Origin of the sequence: Trichocoleus sp. DQ-A1, from assembly GCF_039961955.1 — a bacterium.
In the GTDB taxonomy this organism is placed as follows: Bacteria; Cyanobacteriota; Cyanobacteriia; order Cyanobacteriales; family FACHB-T130; genus FACHB-T130.
Map to the genome: position 1 here is coordinate 38,124 of NZ_JAMPKE010000034.1, position 23,015 is coordinate 61,138.

At 44.2% G+C, this 23,015-nt stretch carries 14 protein-coding genes; 7 read left to right on the forward strand and 7 right to left on the reverse strand.

What is annotated here, in order from left to right:
* Positions 1 to 316 precede the first annotated feature (316 nt).
* The 5 genes from NDI33_RS22810 to NDI33_RS22830 all read right to left on the reverse strand — a co-directional run bounded on the left by NDI33_RS22810 (position 317) and on the right by NDI33_RS22830 (position 4,405).
* Entirely contained in the window at positions 317 to 496 is a 180-nt protein-coding gene (locus tag NDI33_RS22810; protein ID WP_190676186.1) for an HNH endonuclease, read from the reverse strand.
* 73 nt (positions 497 to 569) lie between these two features.
* On the reverse strand, positions 570 to 1,784 hold the full coding sequence (locus tag NDI33_RS22815) for a hypothetical protein (protein ID WP_190676188.1): 1,215 nt from the start codon (positions 1,782 to 1,784) through the stop codon (positions 570 to 572).
* A 423-nt stretch (positions 1,785 to 2,207) separates the two neighbouring features.
* Entirely contained in the window at positions 2,208 to 2,840 is a 633-nt protein-coding gene (locus NDI33_RS22820; protein WP_242033157.1) for a CDP-alcohol phosphatidyltransferase family protein, read from the reverse strand.
* Between the two features lie 156 nt (positions 2,841 to 2,996).
* Positions 2,997 to 3,179, reverse strand: a complete 183-nt coding sequence (locus NDI33_RS22825) for a hypothetical protein (RefSeq protein ID WP_190412268.1) — start codon at positions 3,177 to 3,179, stop codon at positions 2,997 to 2,999.
* 452 nt (positions 3,180 to 3,631) lie between these two features.
* Entirely contained in the window at positions 3,632 to 4,405 is a 774-nt protein-coding gene (locus NDI33_RS22830) for a nucleotidyltransferase domain-containing protein (RefSeq protein WP_242033158.1), read from the reverse strand.
* A 503-nt stretch (positions 4,406 to 4,908) separates the two neighbouring features.
* On the opposite strand from NDI33_RS22830, the gene rsgA reads away from it, so the two are divergent.
* The 4 genes from rsgA (at position 4,909) to NDI33_RS22850 (ending at position 12,288) form a co-directional block, all read left to right on the forward strand.
* Entirely contained in the window at positions 4,909 to 5,970 is a 1,062-nt protein-coding gene (gene rsgA, locus NDI33_RS22835; RefSeq protein WP_190412269.1) for a ribosome small subunit-dependent GTPase A, read from the forward strand.
* Between the two features lie 259 nt (positions 5,971 to 6,229).
* Positions 6,230 to 7,843 carry a ribosomal protection-like ABC-F family protein gene (gene abc-f, locus NDI33_RS22840; protein WP_190676192.1) on the forward strand — a complete coding sequence of 538 codons (1,614 nt, stop codon included), beginning with the start codon at positions 6,230 to 6,232 and terminating at the stop codon, positions 7,841 to 7,843.
* Between the two features lie 196 nt (positions 7,844 to 8,039).
* Complete coding sequence (locus NDI33_RS22845) at positions 8,040 to 8,765, forward strand: cyclase family protein (protein WP_190676194.1); 726 nt, start codon at positions 8,040 to 8,042, stop codon at positions 8,763 to 8,765.
* Between the two features lie 148 nt (positions 8,766 to 8,913).
* Positions 8,914 to 12,288: a non-ribosomal peptide synthetase gene (locus NDI33_RS22850; protein WP_190676196.1), complete on the forward strand. Its 3,375-nt coding sequence runs from the start codon at positions 8,914 to 8,916 to the stop codon at positions 12,286 to 12,288.
* A gap of 70 nt (positions 12,289 to 12,358) precedes the next feature.
* Here the strand turns inward: NDI33_RS22850 and NDI33_RS22855 are convergent, their stop codons facing one another.
* Complete coding sequence (locus NDI33_RS22855) at positions 12,359 to 13,468, reverse strand: alpha/beta hydrolase (protein WP_190412273.1); 1,110 nt, start codon at positions 13,466 to 13,468, stop codon at positions 12,359 to 12,361.
* 126 nt (positions 13,469 to 13,594) lie between these two features.
* Here NDI33_RS22855 and NDI33_RS22860 point away from each other — a divergent pair, with 126 nt between their 5' ends.
* The 3 genes from NDI33_RS22860 to dcm all read left to right on the forward strand — a co-directional run bounded on the left by NDI33_RS22860 (position 13,595) and on the right by dcm (position 21,362).
* Positions 13,595 to 18,523 (forward strand): non-ribosomal peptide synthetase, encoded by a 4,929-nt coding sequence (locus tag NDI33_RS22860; RefSeq protein ID WP_190676198.1) that lies wholly within the window; start codon positions 13,595 to 13,597, stop codon positions 18,521 to 18,523.
* Between the two features lie 5 nt (positions 18,524 to 18,528).
* The gene (locus tag NDI33_RS22865; protein WP_190676200.1) at positions 18,529 to 19,905 is read left to right on the forward strand and encodes a GH1 family beta-glucosidase; all 1,377 of its coding nucleotides are present in this window, start codon (positions 18,529 to 18,531) and stop codon (positions 19,903 to 19,905) included.
* 251 nt (positions 19,906 to 20,156) lie between these two features.
* Positions 20,157 to 21,362, forward strand: a complete 1,206-nt coding sequence (gene dcm / locus NDI33_RS22870) for a DNA (cytosine-5-)-methyltransferase (protein WP_190676202.1) — start codon at positions 20,157 to 20,159, stop codon at positions 21,360 to 21,362.
* On the opposite strand, the gene NDI33_RS22875 is transcribed toward dcm, so the two are convergent.
* Positions 21,294 to 22,214: a hypothetical protein gene (locus NDI33_RS22875; protein ID WP_190428341.1), complete on the reverse strand. Its 921-nt coding sequence runs from the start codon at positions 22,212 to 22,214 to the stop codon at positions 21,294 to 21,296. The genes dcm and NDI33_RS22875 overlap by 69 nt on opposite strands.
* Between the last annotated feature and the right edge of the window lie 801 nt (positions 22,215 to 23,015).

Genomic DNA, 23,015 nt, shown 5'->3' on the forward strand with positions numbered 1-23,015 from the left:
TAGTTTTTTTTGAAATATCTAACTATGGTGTGAAACCTGCAAGGCTCTCCAAAGCTCTTGAAACCCTTAGAAGAGTCATCGGTTGGCTTGAGGCGGGAGCAAAACTAAACGAAATACAGGCTGCTGTTGGGTTTCACTCTGTTCAACCCAACCTACCCGGAATGATTTGTCAGGCAGCCAGGACGTGAAAGTGAGGCTTGTTAGCGTAGCAGGACGTAGTCGAGAGTCGTTAGTTAAGTAGTTAAACTAAGCCGGGTTGTCGTCAACCCGACTTGTCTTCAAAACCGGACTTTAAACTTTCGCTTCCTCCGACTCCTCAGGGGAGCTTCGGCTGGTCATGCACACTACTAGCCGAAGATCCCAATCGTCGAAGGGCTGTTTTTACATCATGGCAATGTCGGTGAAGTAGCTGTAGATTCTCAGGGGTATCGTTACTCCCTCTGTTTTTAGGGATGATATGGTCAGTGTCCAGCAAGTCTCCATCCTTGAAGGACAATCCGCTCCTGCACCTACTATCAAGCTAACTACCTGGTTTAGGCATCCACCTAATCCCCAAATCAACGACAAAATCACTCGACTTTGAACCGAGAACCCGATCGATCGAGGCGATAAACTAAGGTTTTCCCGTTGCCATCCACAGCGACTCGCCAACCTGCGACCATTGCTTGAGCGCAGCTATTTTCCGTACCAGGCAAATCAAAACAGGTATTTGACCACATCTGACTTCGACCTTCGAGGATGTATAACTGAGAAGTTGGTACTTTTAATTGCTTACTAGCATCCTGCAATACCACCTTGGCAATGGAATTCGGTAAAGAGTCTTTGCGTGGGGGCATATCGCCTATTGCTTCCGTCCTAATTTGCTCAGCAGATTTATCAGTACGATAGACCTGATATTGCTTCGGTTTGCCTTCCACCGTTACCTGCCAACCTGGTGTCTGAGCGCTCATGCACCGCTCTACAGGACTTGGAAGATCTAAACAGCCATTAGACCAAGTTTGCTGTTGAGTTTGTGTAATCAAAAGTTGGGAGATTGGTAAGGTTAAATGCTCGGATGCTAACTTTAAAACTTGCTCAGCAACCGCAGGAGGTAATTTTTTCGCCTCGTTTGGCTGGCTCTCCCTTTGATAAAGCTGAACCTGGGAACCCACTTTGTCAGTATTATAAATCCAGCGTTTTTGCCCGCTTTCTACGGTGACTTGCCAGCCCTCCACGACAACTGGATCGCAGGGATGGGGAAAAGTCGAAACTTCGCAACCATACGCCCACCCTGTCTGCTTCGCATTCACAATGCGTCCGGTGTTCGCCGGAAGTCCCCAGTTTTGGGTGGCATCTTGCAAAACGGCACTGACAACAGATTTAGGCAATTTGGCATCAACGATGCTGCTAGCAGCTTCATTTAATCTGATCCGGGAGCCGTTGCGATCGCTTCGATAAACTAAGCTTTGTTGCCTAGCTTTTACAGTGACTTCCCACGCAGGCATATTAATTTTGGTGCAGCCTTCAGCCGGACGCGGCAGATTTAAACAACCGTTGGTGTAAATCTGTTCATACTTAATGATGCGTAGTTGCGACGCTTGTAATCCCGTGCGTTGAGATGCTATTCGCAAAATGGCATTGGCAACGGAAGACGGTAACTTTTCTTTCTTAGATACTTGTTTGACGGGATCGGCAACAGCAGCTTCTTTTAAGGTTAAAGCAGTACATAAAGATAAAGATAAGCTGCTAGTCAATAAAATTAAAGTAGCAACTAGCCATTTTTTAGGATTTTTAATTTGAGTCATTCTTTCCACAATTAAGGCTACTCCAAAGCCACTCGAATTAAAGTTTAGAAGTTTGATGTTTGCTTGAAGTTCATACCATCATTTGAGACGTGGCTGAAAAACCTATGTTCCAAACTAAATTTTTTCTAGGTTTTACAGGCACGTTAGCACAAGGCTTTGAGTGCATTTCTAGATTTTGAACGCACTCAAAGCACTTTATAAAAATAAAACTAAAATCAGATTGCCATAACCGCAACTTTTAATACTGTCGGGAGATTTGCTACTATTTTTATAACATTGTGATCAGGGCATCTAAAGTGGTGGTTTCAAAAACTGAAACCACTGATATTATCTAGGCGGCTAAAGTCGCAGCTATATTCAGGAAACCCGCCTACAGGGATTCTAAAAGTCTTATCAACTACCTATCTTCTTAAGTTGAAAGCACTATTTTTTATAAGAAACTATCTTTCGCGCATGAACAATACTCAAGACATCGTGTGTCCAATCCGGAAGAATTAGTGTCATGGCAATTTCTTCTAGCGTGTGAATGCAACCTACAGCAATCATCATCAATAGCGTAACTCCAGCATAATTAAAAACGAATAGGGCAATTGTGGTGATGAATAGCGTTATTCCCCAAGCTTTGGCTGAATAAGTGTGATAGCTGGCAGGTTTTCCATATTTCGCTAAGTTTACTACCAACCAGATTAATTGCATCAAGATTATGAGGCTCAATGGTATCGAGAATTTAGTAACTACATCAGGATGCACTAACCATGCACTAATTCCGATACATAGATAAAGACAAACATCAGCTAAACTATCGGCTTGTCGCAAAGCAGCGGTACTGACACCGATTCGACGGGCGATCGCGCCATCAAAAATATCTGAAAGAAAGGCAAGTACAAAACTAAAAATGAACCAGGGACTGGTTGTACCGTCAAGGGCATCCCATAATAGCAAAGGGCTTAGGCAGAGGCGGATAATGACCAGTGAAATGGGAAGAGATTGCAGAATCAAGGATGAATATTTTTGGCGATCGCGTTGGGAGTGTTCGATTGTATTTAAGTTGTTCATGTTATTGAGGGCATGAGTAAGCGTGTGATGATAAAGACGCGATCGCTAATTCCATTTCGCTTTTGTGAAGCTACACATCAGATCCCCCCAACCCCCTTAAAAAAGGAGGGCTAAGAAGAAGCTTATGTGTAGGAGTCGAAAAATTAATGGCTATATCTAAAAAGGAAGCACCGTTATCGCTTGCATTTCGTACTGCTCATTCGCTGCTACATCACTGGATCTCGCGCTTGTCCCTAAAGGCAAAGGAAGTGGTTCGTAGCGTTCCAAGCGGTTGAGGGGTCTGCGGGTTGCAGTTTCGTAGGCGAGCGCAGTGTGGAGGTAAGCTAGGATTTCCATCATTGGTAGATGCCTGGGGGGTGAAGTTCTCGATTACCCTTAGTTTTATGGGAATCCAGATTTACGGGGAGCGATCGCTTACCAGTTTTTGAAAAGTACGCCTGCTTGGTGGCTGTAAACCTAGTTTTCTCGTAGCCGCTGCGCCTTGAGAAGGGGTCAGTTGCAGAATTGGCCGATCCCTTGCGGAAATAGTGAAGTCTTTTTCGCCTTGTCTAGGCGTTGGCAAATGGCGATCGCTTCGGGTGCATCTCCATGATGCTTTCTCTACACGAACGAATTTCATCACAAGGAGAGCCATCACTCTGATATAGCAATCCTATTTGAGTTATAACCAGCGCTTGAGATCCCCGACGTAGAGAAGTCAAGGATCTTACCTTCACGAATCATTTGGGGGTTGAGGCGGAGTAATTCTGTGAATGTCCCATCTATCCGGTTAGCAGCTAAGCTTGCATTTGTTAAAGCGGAGCGAATAATTTTGTTTCAGCCTGCTGCGTAGCTTCAGCAAAAAGCTTCTCGGCAAGTTGTTGTTTTTCAGCAAGGTCAGCAAGATTTTCTATGCCATAAAGGGATGACACGTTAGCGATTACATCTGGCGGAAAGTCTCGGCTAAAGTATTTTGTTTTAAAATCGTATCGGTTCGGTCGATATACCATTCCCAAAACTTCTATTAAAGGTTGCATTGTGTAGTTGTGATAATTAGCGATCGCTTCCACAAACCGCTCACGATTAATCTCTTTCTTTACAAAAACTTGCAGAAAATCAAATTTACTTCTTAGAATCTCTAATCTTGCTTTCATTTCCTCTAAATGTTCGCTTTGATTCAAATTCGTCTGAACAAGAAGATTAGCTTTATCAAATGCAACGACTAGATTTCCATGCCGCTCCAACGCTAGGAAATGATTGGGATTACTCCGCTTCATTAGCACAAAATCAATCATTAAGAACGGACTTGCTGATTCTAATTGGTAAAAGCATTGTGAGTGACCATGCCAAGTCGGTTCGGGAACTCGTAACTTAAATCGAATTTTAGAAATAGTTTCTAGAGCAGTTTCTACAATAGAAAACGTTTCTTCAACGCGCTCATCTTCAACAGTTACCTGAATGTCGAGGTCAGACCACTCATCTGTATAGCCATGTGCAGCCGAACCTCCTTGCCAGAAAGCAAAAACAAAATCAATTGGCTGTAAGGTATTAATCAGCGTTTCAAGAATTTCTACTCTCATCATCATGTATAAAATATGTAGAAAATTTAAGCCTTTAGCGATTAGCCCGTTCGCCGTAAGCGTTCCCGTTTGCGTTAGCCTTTCCTAAGGGTAGGGTAGGGTAATTTATTTCAGGGCAGAACTAAAATCTCAACAGGATCATCATCCTCCCGACTCACCCGATCGGGTGATTTCCCAGGACAACAAGCGCGAATAAGATAAGCTCAGCGAACAACGCGATGGAATACAACAGTTTGGCGTGCGTTGGTAAGTTTTGTAAACTACCTTCAGCCAATTGCAACTGGTTGTAGTATCATACTACAGTTCCCTTGACCGGGAAATTATTGAAAAGTATCTCAGGAGGAAGAGTGATGTTAGAGCGTGTAGCCGTTAAGACCGCCACAACCATTCAGACGCAACACCCCATCCTCACAGAGCTTTTCATTTAATTATTCTGATGTACGCGAATAATTTACGCGATTCCTCTGTGAGTTTGGCGGTCTATAACCGCACCCATAGAGGAAACTTCAATGAATTTAGAGTTGTTGGGCTGGAATCGTTTTTTTGAGAAAAACTTTGACAGCTATTTTCAACAAGGGTATACTGTTGGTCGAGTTGCTCTTGAGCAAAAAAATACCTACCTTCTCTACACCGAGTTAGGAGAATTGTCGGCAGAAGTAACGGGGAAAATGCGTTACCAAGCCGACACCCGAACAGATTTTCCAGCGGTCGGAGATTGGGTAGTCGTTAGCATTATTGACGATGAAGAAAGAGCAAAAATCCATGAAATTTTGCCCAGAAAAAGCAAATTTTCTCGAAAAGCTGTAGGCGCACAAACAGATGAGCAAATAATTGCCACCAACATTGATACGGTGTTTTTGGTTTCGGGATTGGATCTAGACTTCAATCTTAGAAGAATCGAACGGTATCTAATTTTGGTTTGGGAAAGTGGAGCGAATCCAGTCATCATTCTGAATAAAGCCGACTTGTGCGATGAAGTTGAGCAACGAAAAACGGAAGTAGAAGCGATCGCTCCTAGCGTACCCATTATTAGCTTGAGTGCAATTGAGAACCAAGGACTCGATGCCTTGAGTCCCTATCTCGGTACGGGGCAAACCGTAGCACTAATTGGTTCTTCGGGAGTCGGGAAATCGACGATTACCAATCAATTAGCTAAAAAGGACATTCAAGCAGTTCAATCAGTACGCAAAGGAGATAATCGAGGCCGCCACACCACAACACATCGAGAGTTAATTATTTTGCCTTCTGGGGGTTTGCTGATGGACACTCCGGGAATGCGAGAAATTCAGATGTGGAATGGAAGTGAAGGCTTTCAGGAAACCTTTACTGATATCAATACGCTTGCTACAGAGTGTCGCTTTCGCGATTGCCAACATGAAGCAGAACCCGGTTGTGCAGTGCAACAAGCTTTGCTTGATGGCATTCTAGATAAGCAACGTTTCCGGAACTACCGAAAACTTCAACAAGAGCTTGAATACAATCACCGGAAACAAGATCAAAAAGCGTCTTTAGCCGAGAAGGAAAAATGGAAAAAAATCCATAAAGCTCTAAGAAACAATCCAAAACGCTAAGCAGCTAAGTCATTATCTTAGCCAGCAAAAAAGCGTTAACTTCTAGGAGCAGCCAGTAAGGATTGGGAAGTGGAGTCTCGAAACTTCCAAGTTAAACTTGGAAGTTTCAAGGCCTCAATTCTGCATAGGCAGTTGAATTCGTGTAGCCGTGAGTTGACTTGCCAGCGTTTTTTATCAACACTCAGTATTTTGGAAATAGCCATGAAGAACCTAACAAAAAATCATCATCTGTACTCTAATTACCCAGGATTCAGCATATATGCAAAAAAAATCATTTCTAACCGCCGAACAAATTAGCTACGAACTCGCTTCCGACCAAACCTTATTTACCAATGTTCAAGCCACAGTGAATGAGGGAGATAGAATTGCGCTTGTCGGTGCTAATGGGGTAGGAAAATCAACCTTGCTCAAAATCTTGGCTGGTGAAATTCAGCCTAGTTCGGGTTCTGTGAATCGTGAAGGTACGGTTTATTACCTTCCACAAATTAGCACCCTTATCCAGTCAACCCAAGGCGCGACTGTTTTTGATTTTTTAAGTTATTTTTCAGAGGATTGGTGGGAAATTAGTAACCTGTTAGAAGCGAAGTTAAAAACTTCAGTAGATATTTCGCTACCCGTTAGCAGTTTGAGTGGCGGTGAGCTTACTAAACTGCTTCTGGCAATTGGTTTATACAGAAACCCAAGCGTGCTACTCCTAGATGAACCCACGAATCATCTTGATTTCTTAGCTTTGGAGAATCTAAAACATTTCCTCCAAGAATTGAAACAACCTTTTGTCCTTGTCTCTCACAAACCTTTTTTCCTAGATCAAGTCGTCAACACCATCTGGGAGTTAACACCATTAGGAGTGAAGGTTTATGGCGGTAACTTTTCCAGCTACAAGGAACAAAAAGAAATTGAATTTCAGGTAGCTTTGAGGACGCGAGAAATAGCCAAAAAAGAACTTAAGCAGGCAACTGATGCGTCTTTGCAAGAAGAGAAACGGGCAGGAAAATCCCGAAGAGAAGGGCGTAAACAAGCTCACGATAGAAGTATGGGAAAATCTGCAAGAAGATTCTTCGAGAATCGAGCATCAGCAAGTGCTGGAAGCGCCTCAAAAAAACATGAGGTGGCTATCGCTAAAGCTACACAAAATTTGGAATCTGCCAGAATTAGGACAAATCCAGTTGCCATTGTTCGCCTTGAAGAAGAAAGGAGTAAAAAGGGGAGAAGCTTAATTGACATTCAAGGAGCAAATCTGAAGATTGGAAGTCAGTTTCTCATCAAGAATATACAGATGCACATAGCATCCGGTGAGCGAGTTGCTATTTCTGGGGCTAATGGATCGGGAAAATCAAGCTTAATTAGGGCAGTCTTGGGCATTCATCGAGAAAATTCTCCAGCAATTCTTGAATCGGGAAAAGTTTCAGTTGCTCCCCGTTTAAAAGTTGTATGTCTTGACCAAACTTACGAGTTTGTCGATAGGGAAAATACAATTTTAGGAAATTTGCAAGTAGCTAATCCCAACCTAGAGTATCAACTTGTCAGACAGCAGCTTGGACACTTTTTATTTTTTAATGATGAAGTGAATAAAAAAGCCGATGTTTTGAGTGGAGGGGAGCTAGCAAGACTTGCCCTGGCGATGATTAGTGTATCGGAAATTGAATTGCTGGTATTGGATGAACCAACGAACAATTTGGATTGGGAAACCGTTACTCAAATTGTGGAAGCGTTAGAGGAGTATCAAGGTGCTATTTTGGTAATTTCTCATGACCTAGACTTTCTCAGTCGCATTCAGATAACCAAAGCCTTTAAAATCCAAAATAAGGCGATGCGAACGACCGTTTTTCTTCCCGATGAGACAGAACAATATTATCAAGAATTGCTGGAATAGCCAAAAGTAGCTCTAACTAAAATTAGGTGCTATCTAAATAGGCAAGTTTGTTTGTATATAGCAGTCCAAATGATTTGTGAAGGCAAGATACCCAAATGCTTAGAAAAGTCGGGTATCTGAACCGCTAGTTCCCAACTAAACTAGGATTGTTATAGACACTCCTTGAGGCGTCGGATATGTTTATTAAACAGATGCCATGAACCCTAACTCAAATAATCTTAAAACCATTAATTACACCCAAATTGTAGACCTGAGTCATGTCATCGATCCAAATATACCTATTTGGCAAAACGATCCACTCGTTGAATTTGAGCCAGTCGCTGAGCTAGAAAAAGATGGTTACTATCTACGAAGATTCTCGATGGGAGAACACAGCGGCACTCATATCAACGCACCGAATAGCTTTTATGAAGATGGGGTTGGGATTGAGAGTTATCCAGCTCAGTCGCTCGTTGTACCAGCAATTGTTATCGATATCCGCGACAAAACCATTGCTAATTTTGACTATGGTTTAACAACAGCCGATGTCCTCGACTGGGAACAGCAATACCATCCTATCTCCCCTAACACTGTTGTACTTCTATACACGGGTTGGCAAGAAGAGTGGAGCGATCGAAGAGCTTTTTTAAATCAGGACGAAAAGGGCAAATTTCACTTTCCGGGGTTTGGGGCTGAAACTAGCCGATTCTTAGTCGAAGAACGCGCGATCGCTGGCGTGGGAATTGATACTCATGGCGTCGATCCAGGCCAAGATGAAACCTTTAGCAGCAACCGCCTGGTACTAAAAAAGGCTGGAATTGTATTGGAAAATCTGACAAATCTCGATCGGTTATCGCCCACTGGCACCACATTAGTCATTGGGATTTTACGTCTACGGGGTGGTTCTGGGACACCTGTATCCGTGTTAGCTTTTGTCCCTTGATACCTACACCAAAAATCGCATTGACTTTACGCGATCGCTTCTTCCCATTAAATCAACCTGGACAGGCTATTATCCCTTGTGGTGAAAGCAAAGATAGATGACGCCGGATGCCGACAACGCCCCGATAGCTGCAAAAGAAAGAATCGATATGTCTGAACAAGAGGTTTTTGTCTTTCCTGCATCATTTGCCCAACAGCGGCTATGGTTCCTTGACCAGTTGATACCTGGCAATGCGATCTATAATGTGCCGACAGTCATTCGCCTAAAAGGTGCGCTCAATTTCGCGGCATTAGAGCAGACATTTAACGAAATTGTGCGTCGCCACGAAGCCTTACGGACTACATTTAAGGTGCTAGAGGGGCAACCCGTACAAGTGATTCCTGCGGAAAGTTGCGCTAAGGCTTCCGGCTTAACCATCCCTCTGTCCGTAGTAGACCTGCGGCAGTTTCCAGAATGCGATCGCGAACTCCAAGCCCAGCAGTTGGTAGCAGCAGAAATCGAGCGTCCTTTTGATTTGTCCTCTATTCCATTGCTGCGAGTAAAGCTGCTACAGCTTTCCGAAACAGAACATATTCTATTGCTGAATATGCACCACATTATCTGTGATGATTGGTCGATTGGGGTGCTGATTCGGGAACTGGGAACCCTCTACACAGCCTTTACTTGTAAAGACGCGACGCATCCCGTCTCTACGCTGCCGGAACTGCCCCTACAATACGCTGATTTTGCCCATTGGCAGCGCGAGTGGCTGCAAGGGGAAGTGCTGGAAACCCAGTTAGCTTACTGGCGGCAACAATTAAACGGTATTTCCGTACTCAATTTGCCCGTTGACCGACCGAAACCAGCTGTTGCAAGCTATCGAGGCGCAACGCAATCTTTAGAGTTACCGGAAAAGCTAAGTGATGCGCTTCAGACGCTTTCGCAGCAAGAAGGTGTCACCCTATTTATGACTTTGCTGGCAGCATTTCAGATTTTACTTTATCGATACACGCATCAAGAAGATATTGCGGTGGGTTCGCCAATTGCTAACCGTAACCGCAGTGAAATTGAAGGATTGATTGGCTTTTTTGTCAATAGTTTGGTATTACGTACCGACTTATCTGGAAACCCAACTTTCCGCGAACTCTTAAGCAGAGTTCGGCAGGTAACACTAGGCGCATACAGCCATCAAGATTTGCCTTTTGAGAAACTTGTTGAGGAGCTACATCCAGAGCGCAACTTAAATATTCATCCGCTATTCCAAGTAGTATTTGGCTTTGAGAATGCGCCAATGTCAGCGTTAGAACTGCCTGGATTAGTGCCTAGCTTTATGGATGTTGACTTTAAAACAACCCGATTCGATTTGGAGTTGCATTTGTGGAAGTGTTCCGAAGATTTCCGGAGCTTATGGGGCGGTAAATGGGAGAATTCGGAGGGGATTAGAGGCGTAGTGGTTTACAACACGGATTTATTCGATGAAGCCACGATTACTAGAATGCTGGGACATTTTAAAACATTGCTTGAAGGGATTGTTAATCATCCCGAAGAACGAGTTGCAAATTTACCGCTATTGGGTGAAGCTGAACGACAGCAGTTATTAATACAAGTAAACGACACCCAGGCGGATTATCCTCAAAATCAGTGTATCCATCAGTTATTTGAAAATCAGGTAAAGCAGAATCCTAATTCTATAGCAGTAATATTTGAAAATTTAGAGACAAGGGTTATCGAGTCTCTAACCTACCGGGAGTTGAACATACGCAGCAACCAATTAGCACATTATTTACAAAAAATGGGGGTAGTTTCGGAAGTTTTAGTCGGCATCTGTATGGAGCGTTCTGTAGACCTAATTGTGGGATTACTAGGCATTCTGAAAGCAGGGGGAGCTTATGTGCCTTTAGATCCTAGTTATCCTCAAGAACGTTTGAAGTTTATGCTTGATGATGCTTGTAAGGGCGAAGCATTTCTACAGAAAAACTTTGGCTTCAATCCAGAAATTATTGGCACGGATACGCCCGTACTATTGCTGACACAGGAAAAATTTGTTGGGCATTTTGAGGGCTTCTCAAATCCAGTTGTCTCCCTCGATCGGGATTGGGACATTATTGCCCAAGAAAGTGAAGAAAACCCGAATAGCAGCGTAACCAGCGAGAACTTAGCTTATGTAATCTACACTTCTGGTTCTACAGGAAAGCCTAAGGGAGTTGCTGTTCCTCACAAAGCTGTCAATCGGCTGGTATGCAACACCAATTATGTAAAATTGTCACCTAATGATAAAGTTGCCCAAGCCTCAAACACTTCCTTCGATGCAGCAACATTCGAGATTTGGGGCGCGTTACTCAATGGCGCTCAACTTGTGGGAATTAGCAGAGATGTCACCCTTTCGCCCCACGAGTTTGCCTTACAACTCCAACAAAAAGATATTAGCATTTTATTTTTGACAACCGCTTTATTTCAACAGATTGCTAGAGAGGTTCCGCAAGCTTTCGCAGACTTGCGCTATTTGCTATTTGGAGGTGAGGCTGTTGATATTCGGTGGGTCAGAAAGGTTCTTAAACATGGAGTGCCAAAGCAATTCATTCATGTCTATGGGCCAACAGAGAGTACAACATTTTCTTCTTATTACTGTGTAGAGAACTTAGCAGAATCAGCAACATCTATCCCAATTGGTCGCCCGATTACGAATACGCAGATTTATTTGCTGGATGCTCATTTACAACCTGTACCGATTGGTGTTGTCGGCGAATTGTACATTGGCGGTGATGGATTGGCGCGAGAATATCTGAATCGCCCTGAATTAACTGCTGAACGCTTTATTTCTAATCCTTTTAGTAAGAAAACAGAAGCACGACTTTATAAAACGGGTGACTTAGCCCGCTATCTACCAGACGGCAATATTGAGTTTTTAGGTCGCATTGATAATCAGGTAAAAATTCGCGGCTTCCGCATCGAATTAGGCGAAATTGAAGCGGCGCTCAATCAGCATCCAGTAGTGAGCGAGACAGCGGTAATTGTTAGGGAAGAAATCCCTGGTGATAAGCACTTGGTTGCTTATATTGTTCCTAACCAAAAACAGGCACCAGCAAGCATCAATCTGCGGCAATTCCTAAAAGAAAAGTTACCTGAATACATGGTGCCTTCAGCTTATGTCATGCTAGAATTCCTACCGCTGACACCGAATGGAAAAGTAGATCGCCGTGCCTTACCTGCGGTTGATACGCTCAGTTTTGATATCAAAGAAGATTATGTCGCACCACGCGATCGCGTTGAGGAAGCGCTAGCCGAAATTTGGGCTAAAGTTTTGGGAAAAGAGCAGGTAAGTGTCCACGACAATTTCTTTGAATTGGGCGGTCATTCTCTACTCGCAACTCAGCTAACTTCCCGCATCCGCGATGCTTTCCAAATAGAGTTGTCTGTACGCAACTTGTTTGAATCTCCAACGGTAGCTAGTTTAGCTAGGCACATTGAAACGATGTGTTGGGCAGCTAAAGGTTTGAATAACACGAATTCTACGAAAAATGAGCGAGAAGAAATAGAATTTTAAGTCTTTCTACAATCTCATTTGCAAATACTCAAGAGTCAGCAAGCGCAAGTAATCTAAAATGTTCTGAGCGTTACCCGCATTTAGCACAAAACGCACTGACAACTTCGGAAAAGAGCTGATTCTTCTCCATCAATACCATGTGTCCGCCCGGCTTGATCGTGACGAGTTCAGCTTGAGGTAGTTCGGCTTTCATGCGATCGCTTGCAACAGGTTTAGTTGCGATATCTGTTGCACCGCAAACGACCAACACCGGAACGTTAATCGTTGGGAGTGTTGTTGTTTCCTCGAAATTGAACATTGCCAATGTACCGCGAGCGAGAACACCAGGCGAACCTAAAGCCGATAAGAAAGCGGCGAAATCCAGTTGACCGCGGGTTTCAGTCCCCTTAAATCCAGAAATCTCTACGCTGATGTGTAGCGAACCGTTGAGATAGCTTAGCCAAGTCATCAGCCAAAAGAGGGGTGACAGGAGCATGGTGAGGTACAGCAATGGTTCAAGCAGCGGTTTCTGCAATTTGGGTAACACACTGCTCAAGATAGAAGTTTTCAGCGGATTGGTGTAGGTTGTATCTGCGAGGATTAAGCCTGCTACGCGACGCCCCAGATGTTCTGGAAACAGCCGACAGAATGTTAGGTTAATCATGCCACCCATGCTGTGTCCAAGCAGGATAACCGGCTTGTCTCCCGCGATCGCAACAACGGCTTCGAGGTCACGGGCATATTTTTCTACGGAGTAGTCGTTATTTTTGGGTCTAGTGGATTTTCCGAGTCCTGGCAAATCCCATACTATTACTCGGAAGCGATCGCTCAGTTGTCGCTTGGCATAGTACCATACCGCACTGTTTGGTCCCCAACCGTGTGAAAAGATAATCGGTTGACCATCTTCAGGCCCATAGAACTCTACGTGCAGGACGCTACCATCCGGTCGTGGCAAGCGCTGTACAGTTCCAGTACGCATCAATTTAGGTTCGTCAGCACCTTGGCGACGCAGCAGCGGCAAGCTGATAAAACGACCGCCAAGAGACCACAAAACCATCGCCAGTCCGCCTATCAAGTAGGATGTCCCCACCAGTTCCCCTTCATACCACTCATACAGAATGTAAATCCCTCCGCCCAGTATCCCGATGGACAGCAATCCAACCAGCCATACGAGTAGGAAATTGAGGGGCATGAACACCATAAGCAGGAACCTTCAGGGTGGGATGTTGACTGCGTTGTCTTCCAACGTCATACCGAGGTTAGACCACAGTCGGGTCAATAGCAAGTAAACTCCTCTAGCGGGTAGTGTCCTAGAAGAGGTTTAATTTTGAAAACAGTTGAGTTTTTATCTTACCTCCGTAGCTTAGATATTCAGGTTTTTGTTGATGGAGAACGCCTGCGCTGTAACGCCCCAGAAGGAAGCCTCACCGCAGAACTACGTGCAGAGATAGCTGAACGCAAAGCTGAAATTCTCTCATTTCTAAGGACAGCTAACGTTACCACAAACGCTACTCCGATAAGCCTTACACCCATTTTGCGGGACAGAAATCTGTCGCTATCCTTTGCACAACAGCGGCTGTGGTTTCTGGATCAATTAGTCCCTAACAATGCTTTCTATAATGTTCCGGCAGCGGTGCGTCTGGTAGGTTCGTTAAATTTAGCAGCCCTGGAGAAGACTTTTAACGAAATTGTGCGTCGTCACGAAGCTTTACGCACCACTTTTGTAACGGTGGAAGGGCAACCCGTGCAAGCGATCGCATCCACGTTAACTGTACCGCTACCAGTAATAGATTTGCGATCGCGAAGCGTCTCCGAAGGAGAATCGCGAAGCGTCTCTGTTGGCGAAGCCGCCCTGAAAGGGCTAGGAGAATCGCTACCTGCAACCGAAAGAGAAACCGAAGCGCGACGCATCACCTCCCAAGAAGCGCAACGTCCTTTCGATTTGTCCCAAGACCCCTTTCTGCGAGTAACGCTACTGCGGTTGGATGAGTCAGAATATGTGCTACTGCTGGTTCTGCACCACATTGTCTCTGATGGCTGGTCTATGGGGGTACTAATTCAGGAGTTAGCGGCACTTTACACAGCCTTTGCTTCTTGTAAAGACGATAAATTTTCCGTCTCTACACCTTTACCAGAACTACCCATCCAGTATGCAGACTTTGCCCACTGGCAACGCGAGTGGCTGCAAGGGGAAGTATTGGAAACACAACTTGCTTACTGGCGGCAGCAGTTGGACGGCATTTCTATCCTAAATTTGCCTACTGACAGACCTCGACCAGCAGTTCAAAGCTACCGGGGTGCAACGCAACTTTTGCAACTACCGAAAAGCCTAAGCAAGGCGTTAGAAGCCTTAAGCCAGCAAGAAGGCGTAACGTTGTTTATGACTTTACTGGCAGCATTTCAAACGTTGCTGTACCGCTACACGCAGCAAGAAGATATTGCCGTAGGTTCGCCAATTGCCAACCGCAACCGTAGTGAAATTGAAGGGTTAATTGGTTTTTTTGTCAATAGTTTGGTGTTGCGTACCAACTTTGATGGAAACCCAACATTTCGCTCACTTTTGAGCCGAGTACGGGAGGTATCCCTGGGAGCGTATGCTCACCAAGATTTGCCTTTTGAAAAGCTGGTGGAAGAACTGCATCCAGAGCGCAACTTGAATCAAAATCCCCTATTCCAGGTGGTGTTTGCATTACAAAATGCGCCAATGTCGGCGCTAGAACTACCAGATTTAACCTTAAGCCCGTTGCAATTTGTTGATACAGAAACAACCCGATTTGATTTAGAGTTCCACTTGTGGGAGCAAAAAGAAAATAATGGGTTAGGGGTAGATAGTTCAGAAGGAATTAGCGGCTTTGTCGTATACAGCACCGATTTATTTGATGCAGCCACCATTAACCGGATGCTGGGGCATTTCCAAATATTGCTAGAGGGCATTGTTGCGAATCCAGAGCAACGAGTTGCCGAATTACCAATATTAAGTGAAGTTGAACTACATCAACTGTTAGTGGAATGGAATAATACTAAAGTAGATTATCCCAAAACTTTGTGTGTTCATCAGCTATTTGAAGCACAGGTAGAGCAGAATAAAAAGGCGATCGCGCTGGTATTTGAAGATAAAGAACTCACCTATCAAGAGTTAAACATACGCAGCAACAAACTTGCACGTTATTTACAAAGATTGGGTGTTGGTGCGGAAATTTTAGTAGGACTTTGCGTAGAGCGATCGCTTGAGATGATAATCGGGATGTTAGCCATCCTGAAAGCAGGTGGAGCCTACCTACCTTTAGACCCCAGCTACCCTACTGAGCGTTTAAGTTTTATGCTTAAAGATGCTCAAGTGCCAGTTTTATTAACACGCGAACAGTATATCAAACGCCTTAATAATCAAAATTCAAAAATAATTTGTTTAGACAAAGATTGGGAAAATATTTCCCAAGAAAGCGAAGATAATCCTAGCAGCAGCGTTACCGCAGAAAACCTTGCTTATGTTATTTACACTTCTGGCACCACTGGAAAGCCTAAAGGAGTTCAAATTAAACATAGTGGACTACTAAATCTAGTATTTTGGCATCAACAAGCATTTGCAGTTTCACCGCTTGACCGAGTAACGCAGGTTGCGGGATGTGCATTTGATGCTTGCACATGGGAAATTTTGCCTTATTTGAGTGCAGGATCTAGCATTTATTTGATCGATGATGAAATCAGGCGATCGCCTGAAAAGCTGCGAGATTTTTTAGTATCAAAATCGATAACTATTAGCTTCTTGCCGACCCCTTTAGCTGAGAAAGCTTTGTTATTAGATTGGTCTAAAGATATAGCATTGCGAGTCTTATTAACAGGAGGCGATAAATTACATCAGTATCCTTTGGCTGAATATCCTTTCCAGGTAGTGAATAATTATGGTCCAACTGAGAATACTGTTGTTACAACATCCGGTATTGTTGCTGTTAGAGAGCAAGAAAATTCCTTCAATAGGGCTTTAAAAGGGGAGCAAGAAGGGATTACAGATGTAGCAGTATTAGGAAATGCGATCGCGCCTGCAATTGGTCGTCCCATTGCTAACACTCAAGTTTATGTGCTGGATAGTCATTTACAACCTGTACCGATTGGCGTTGCTGGTGAATTGTACATTGGCGGTGCTGGACTGGCGCGAGGTTATTTAAACCGTCCCGATTTAACTGCTGAAAAATTCATTTCTAATCCCTTTAGCAATCAGCCAGAAGCACGTCTTTATAAAACAGGCGATTTAGTTCGTTATCAACCAGATGGCAATATCGAATTTTTAGGTCGCCTCGACGAACAGGTAAAAATTCGCGGCTACCGCATTGAGTTAGGAGAAATTGAAGCGATCCTGAGTCAGCATCCAGCAGTGTTGCAAACGGTAGTAATGACTCGTGAGGATGCAGCAGGCGAAAACCGTTTGGTAGCTTATGTGGCTTTGAATACTGAGTTCCAATTGAATGAAGATTCAAACTCAGCACTGATGCAAGATGAGCAGATTTTGCAATGGCAAATGCTCTATAACGAAACTTACAATCAATCTGCTGCTGATATCGATCCAACATTCAATATTGTGGGTTGGAATAGCAGTTATACTAATCAACCGATTCTAGCAGAACAAATGCGTGAATGGGTAGATAACCAAGTCGCGGAAATTCTGGATTTGCAACCGAGTCGAGTGTTAGAAATAGGGTGTGGAACAGGTTTATTGTTGTTTAGAATTGCGCCTCACTGCAATAAATATTGTGGGACAGACTTTTCCTCGGCTTCACTGAACTATATCCAGCAGCAATTGGCACAATTACCTCAAGTAACATTGCTTCAGAAGTTAGCGACTGACTTTGAGGGAGTGGAGTCAGAAGCCTTTGATATGGTGATTCTCAACTCGGTTGTGCAATATTTTCCCAGTATTGATTATCTGGTGCGCGTACTGGAGGGTGCAATAAATGCGATCGCTCCCGGTGGCTTCATCTTCATCGGCGATGTGCGTAGCCTTCCCCTGCTGCAAGCTTTCCACGCCTCAGTGCAACTGGCTCAAGCCGAACCCTCTCTCACCCGCGAACAGTTGCAGCAACGAGTAGAAATGCAAATGTTCCAAGAAACTGAGTTAGTAATTGATCCAGCTTTCTTCACGGTTTTAAAGCAGCGATTTCCCCAGATTAGCGACGTACAAATTCAACTAATACGGGGTCGTTCTCACAATGAATTAACGCAGTTTCGTTATAACGCGATTCTGCATATTAGCGCTGAAATAGATTCTGAAAGCACCTACATCAATCCCCCCGAAGCGGCGGGAAGTAAGAATACTCCGGCTCCCTCCCTGTTGCGGGGAGGGCTGGGGAGGGGTTCCTCGCTAGACTGGCACGAAAATAACTTAACCGTCTCCGATGTACATCAGCTATTAATTGATAACCAACCAGAAATATTAAGCATTACCAATGTGCCTAATGCGCGGATAACAGCAGCAGTTAAAACAGCAGAATTGCTGTCAGGCGCAGCAGAATTTAAAACGGCGGGACAGATGCGCGAAGCTTTGCAAAAGCTCCAAAATCTAGGAGTAGATCCAGAAGATTTTCATAGTCTAGATGTCCCTTACAACGTTGATATTAGCTGGTCAGATTCCGGCACTGAAGGACGCTACGATGTAGTGTTTGTAAGCAAAGGAATAGACAAGAAAACTACTTCGCCACTCAGCACTAAATTGCGATCGCTACAATCTTATGCGAATAATCCCCTACAAGCAAAAGCAGCTCGGAAGTTAATTCCTCAATTGCAGGCTTATCTCACCCAAAAGTTGCCTGAGTACATGGTGCCATCGGCTTTTGTGGTGCTGGAATCTCTACCGCTTACGCCTAATGGCAAAGTCGATCGCCGTGCCTTACCTGCACCCGAACCAGTCAAACTAGACTTGGCAGGAAGTTATGTTGCACCTCAAACTCCGGTTGAAGAAGTGCTAGTGAAAATTTTTGGTGAGGTTTTGGGAGTTAAACGGGTAGGTATTCACGATAACTTTTTTGAATTAGGAGGACATTCATTATTAGGAACTCAGCTTGTTTCTAGAGTGCGCGACGCATTCGGGGTGGAGTTACCTTTGCGGAGCGTCTTTGAGGCACCGACGATTGCAGAATTATCGAAAGCGATCGCTAGTTGTCAGCAGACCACTATTCAAAGCAACGCCCCAGCCTTAGTGCCAATTTCTCGTGAAAATCGTCGCATGAAGCTATCTTCTCTCAATAAACAAAACCAACAACCGTAAACCAGATGAAAGCCAACGACGAATTTCCAGAAAATTTCATCTGGGGCGCGGCTACCTCCGCATATCAAATAGAGGGTGCGGCAACAGAAGGCGATCGCAAACCCAGCGTCTGGGATGCCTTCAGTGCTACCCCCGGACGGGTTGAGAATGGCGATACGGGTGCTGTTGCTTGCGACCATTACCACCGCTACGAAACAGACGTAGAACTGATGGCACAACTGGGCATCAAGCACTATCGCTTTAGTATCGCTTGGCCTAGGATCATTCCTGATGGTCGGGGAAACGTCAATGAGAAGGGAATTGATTTCTACAAACGCCTGGTTGATTGCCTCCTCGACTACGGGATTACGCCCCACGCCACCTTGTTTCATTGGGATAGCCCTCAAGCACTAGAGGACTTGTACGGTTCTTGGCGCAGCCGCGAGATGGCTTCAGATTTTGCTGACTATGTTACTGCTGTGGTCAGTCGGTTAGGCGATCGCATCACCAACTGGATGACTATCAACGAAATTCCCTGCTTCACTGATTTCGCCTACGATGTGGATAAAGACCCGCCCTTTGCCCCTGGCACTCGCGTCAAAACTCGCAAAGAAGTGTGGCAGACTTCTCACCATGCCCTCCTCGCTCATGGAATGGGCTGTCAAGCTATCCGTGCCGCCTCGCCCGTTACCTGTTCCGTAGCACTTGTAGACAATATTTCTGTCACCGTTCCCCTCACCGAATCAGCGGCTGATATAACAGCGGCTCAGCAAGCTTTCCATACTTCTTGGCTCAATGGTGGGATTATTTTTCCAGCGCTGACGGGTGCCTATAGTCCAGCAATGCTTGAGAAGTTGGGAGCCGATGCCCCAGATATTCAGTCGGGCGATTTAGAAATCATTCACCAGCCCCTCGACGCACTCGGTATCAATATTTACACTGGCACTTATGTTCGTGCGGCTGACAATAAATACGGTTACGAGTTTCTTGACTTCCCCAAAGGCTACCCGCGAATGAATATGCCTTGGCTGCATATCGTTCCTGAGAGCATCTATTGGGGTATTCGCCATATTAGCGACACGCTTGGGCGACAAGATTTGCCCGTGTTCATTACCGAGAATGGTTGCGCTGCCGAAGACGAACTAAACGCTCAAGGCGAGGTAATTGATACAGACCGCATTATGTATTTACGCCAGTATTTGAAGGCGGCTCATCGAGCCATTCGTGAAGGATATCCCCTCAAAGGTTACTTCCTTTGGAGTTTCATGGATAATTTTGAGTGGACTTACGGTTATAGCCGCCGCTTTGGGATTACCTATATCGATTACAAGACGCAACAACGCATTCCCAAAGCCAGCTTCAATTGGTATGCAGAGTGCATTCGCCAGAACCGAGTGGTTTGAAATGAAATCATGAGATAGTGCCTTAATCATACTGGTGCAAGTGGTGGAGTTGCGCGATTGTTGAACTTTTTAAACTGGTTGAAAGCTTTAATAACAGCAATGAGCAAAGTAAAGCCCCAATCTTATTACTAAGTTCTCGTGACAGGCGTCGTATCAATCTATCTTCTCTTAACAAGGTAAGTAAAAATTAGCTTATCTATCAGAAGATTGTGATACATTAATAGGCAATACAAATAATTATAAATTTTATTGTGACTGACACGTTGCAATTGGTTGCTAATCAAAATTCTCTGCGATTTGCTGAGTTTTTCGCAGGTATAGGTTTGGTACGGAAGGGACTTGAAGAAGTAAACTTCGAGTGTGTTTTTGCTAATGATATTGATCCAGCCAAAGGTGAAATTTACACCAAAAACTTCGGTAATGAGCAACTCCAGATTGACGATATAGCTAATCTTCATGCCCACAACGTTCCAGATGTAACGCTAGTAACAGCGTCATTTCCTTGCCAAGATTTGTCATTAGCTGGTAATAGACAGGGACTAGGGGGGAAACATAGTGGCATCTTCTTTGAGTTTATGCGTATACTCAATGAATTTGCTATTGAGAAAAGACTACCACAGGCGGTACTAATTGAGAACGTTACTGGTCTTTTGAACTCACGTAACGGCAAGGATATCCGGAAAATTCTATCATCACTTAATCAGTTAGGTTATTCATGTGATGTTCTAGTTATTAATGCTGCTTACTTCATACCGCAAAGCCGCCCCCGTGTTTTCATTATCGGTTTGAACACATCTGAACCTATAAGAGGAACTCAGGTGATAAAAGACAATAATACTTATTTCCAGCATCCTTGCCGTCCGTTAGCTGTGCAAAAGCTAATTATTAATAATTCAGATTTATTTTGGAACTTTTTGAAACTGTCACCCTTATCTACGAGGAAAACAGTTCTAGCTGATTTAGTAGATACAAATGACCACCAGAAGTGGTTTAACGATAGTGCCTTGGTACGGGAGTTGTCCTACATCAGAGACAATAGCAAACATCGCTTAGAGAAAGCAAAGCGATTAGCGAGAACAACTAGAGAACCTGTATACTTGACTGCTTATCGTCGGATGCGTAAAGGTTTAGTTTGCCTAGAGACGCGAGATGATGGAATTTCTGGTTGCTTGCGAACTGGGTCGGGTGGTAGCAGTAGGCAAATCCTCATCGTTGTGTCACCTGACCAAATTAAGATGCGATATATGACTGCACGGGAGTACGGACGCCTTCAAGGAGTTGAAGATAGCTTTTGGATTCCAGAGAACCAAAGCGTTGGTCGTTATGCTTTTGGGGACGCGGTTGCGGTGCCTGTTGTTGCTTGGATTGGTTCGGATATCAAGCGCCATTTAGTAGTCAACTCGCAGCGTTCGGTCTTGTTGAATGAGGTCGCAGAAATCGCTGTTGTAAACGTCTAAAACGCGACGAATAGACTCATCAGAGGACAAATTTTTGGAAGAAACAATCTCTGCTAGGATAGTAAGGCAGAAATCTCTAAGCCTGATAATAAACACGTCCTGGTACTCATTAAACAAATGAGCTTGAAAGCTCTCAGCCACGATAAAAACTGGGTAATTACGCTCTCCAGTAACCGTATGCGTGCGGACAACATCTTCATAAATAGATAGATTAAGCTGTTGAGCTTTAACCTCGAATACTGACCGAATTTTGCCGTTATTTTCACTTACATCAATATCACCTCTTTGTCCGCTTTGAGCGTCGCCAGCGAATACTGCTTTTGTACGCACAGTGATGTTAGGAGTTTCCTCGTATAGAATTTTCAGGAGCGCATATACAAGACCCTGTTGAACTCTACCTCTGCTTTTTACAGCCAGCAACTGGGTCAATATCTGTTGTGGTTTACCAGCTATTGGTAATTGGATAATGGGAGATTTGGCGTTAATGTGATCTGCCACCATCTTTGCTGCTAGCTCGAATACTCTATTGATTTCAGCAGCATTGTTAGATAACTCGTTAACAAGGCTAATAAAAGTACTAATATGGGCTTTCTTCTCGGTTAGATCGCCCCGGATAGCAGTCGGCCCCCAGTAAGGTAGTAAAGCACCGAAGTTCTGGCGCACGTATTCCCGTACAGCAAGACTTCGATACCCCTGTGGAAGTTTGGTTGGAATCTGAGATAAGGTTGGAGTTTCTCGTTTATTCCATAGCGCTCTCAGCATCGTTTGGTAATCGCCGAGAGCGCGATTTTGAGAGAGTTCCGATTCAAGGAAGGCTAGTAAGGCTCTAGATGAGGGATCTTCTAAATTCATAATGTAAGCGAAGTGCGCTTTCAATCAGGTTATCAGTGGAGCGAGTCCTTCCACTCTCCTGACTGAACTCAACTTGAGATAAAGTGCGATCGCTCTGAAACATTACGCACCACATTTGTCTTGGTGGAGGGGGAACTCGTGCAGGCGATAGGTTGGGCAAGCAACACTCTGCGCGCGATCGCTCTCACTTTGATCTGGCTAGTGAATTTAATAAGGTTGCGATCGCACTGATTCCATCCCGATCGGGAGCATCCCATTTTTTTTTAAATAAGTGACAACTGAATGAAGTCGCATCTATACAAACAAAGTCTGAATGCTGCACGGACTAAAATATGATATATATTTATTGAAAATTATCCATCTTTTACCTTTCAAAATCTTTATAAATCTTTGTTTTGTCTTTTTAATCCGGATTGCAATCATTGCTAAGAAAAATTTCCTCAATCCATCGGGTTTATTAGTACGAAACCGTACTGAATGCCGATGCCGTTTAGAACTATCCTGAATGAAGATTGGCGATTAGGCTACTCAAGGATTGCTGGTTGCTGTTCTTCAACTAAATGGATTAGAAAACTTTCCGGTCTCTGCGCTTTCAGAGCCTAATTAACCTGAACTCAGGTTATCGTTACAGACTTTTTTTTGTACGGTCCTGCAATGAGAGTCCTGCAAGAGGTCTAATTACTTATATAACGTGAGTTCGGGATAAAAAAGGGCGGAGCAGATACGCTGAAAGTGCTGAGTTCTCAAGTATCTACCCGCCCATGCTTAGTTTAGAAGCTTTGTTTTGCCACGTCGATGATT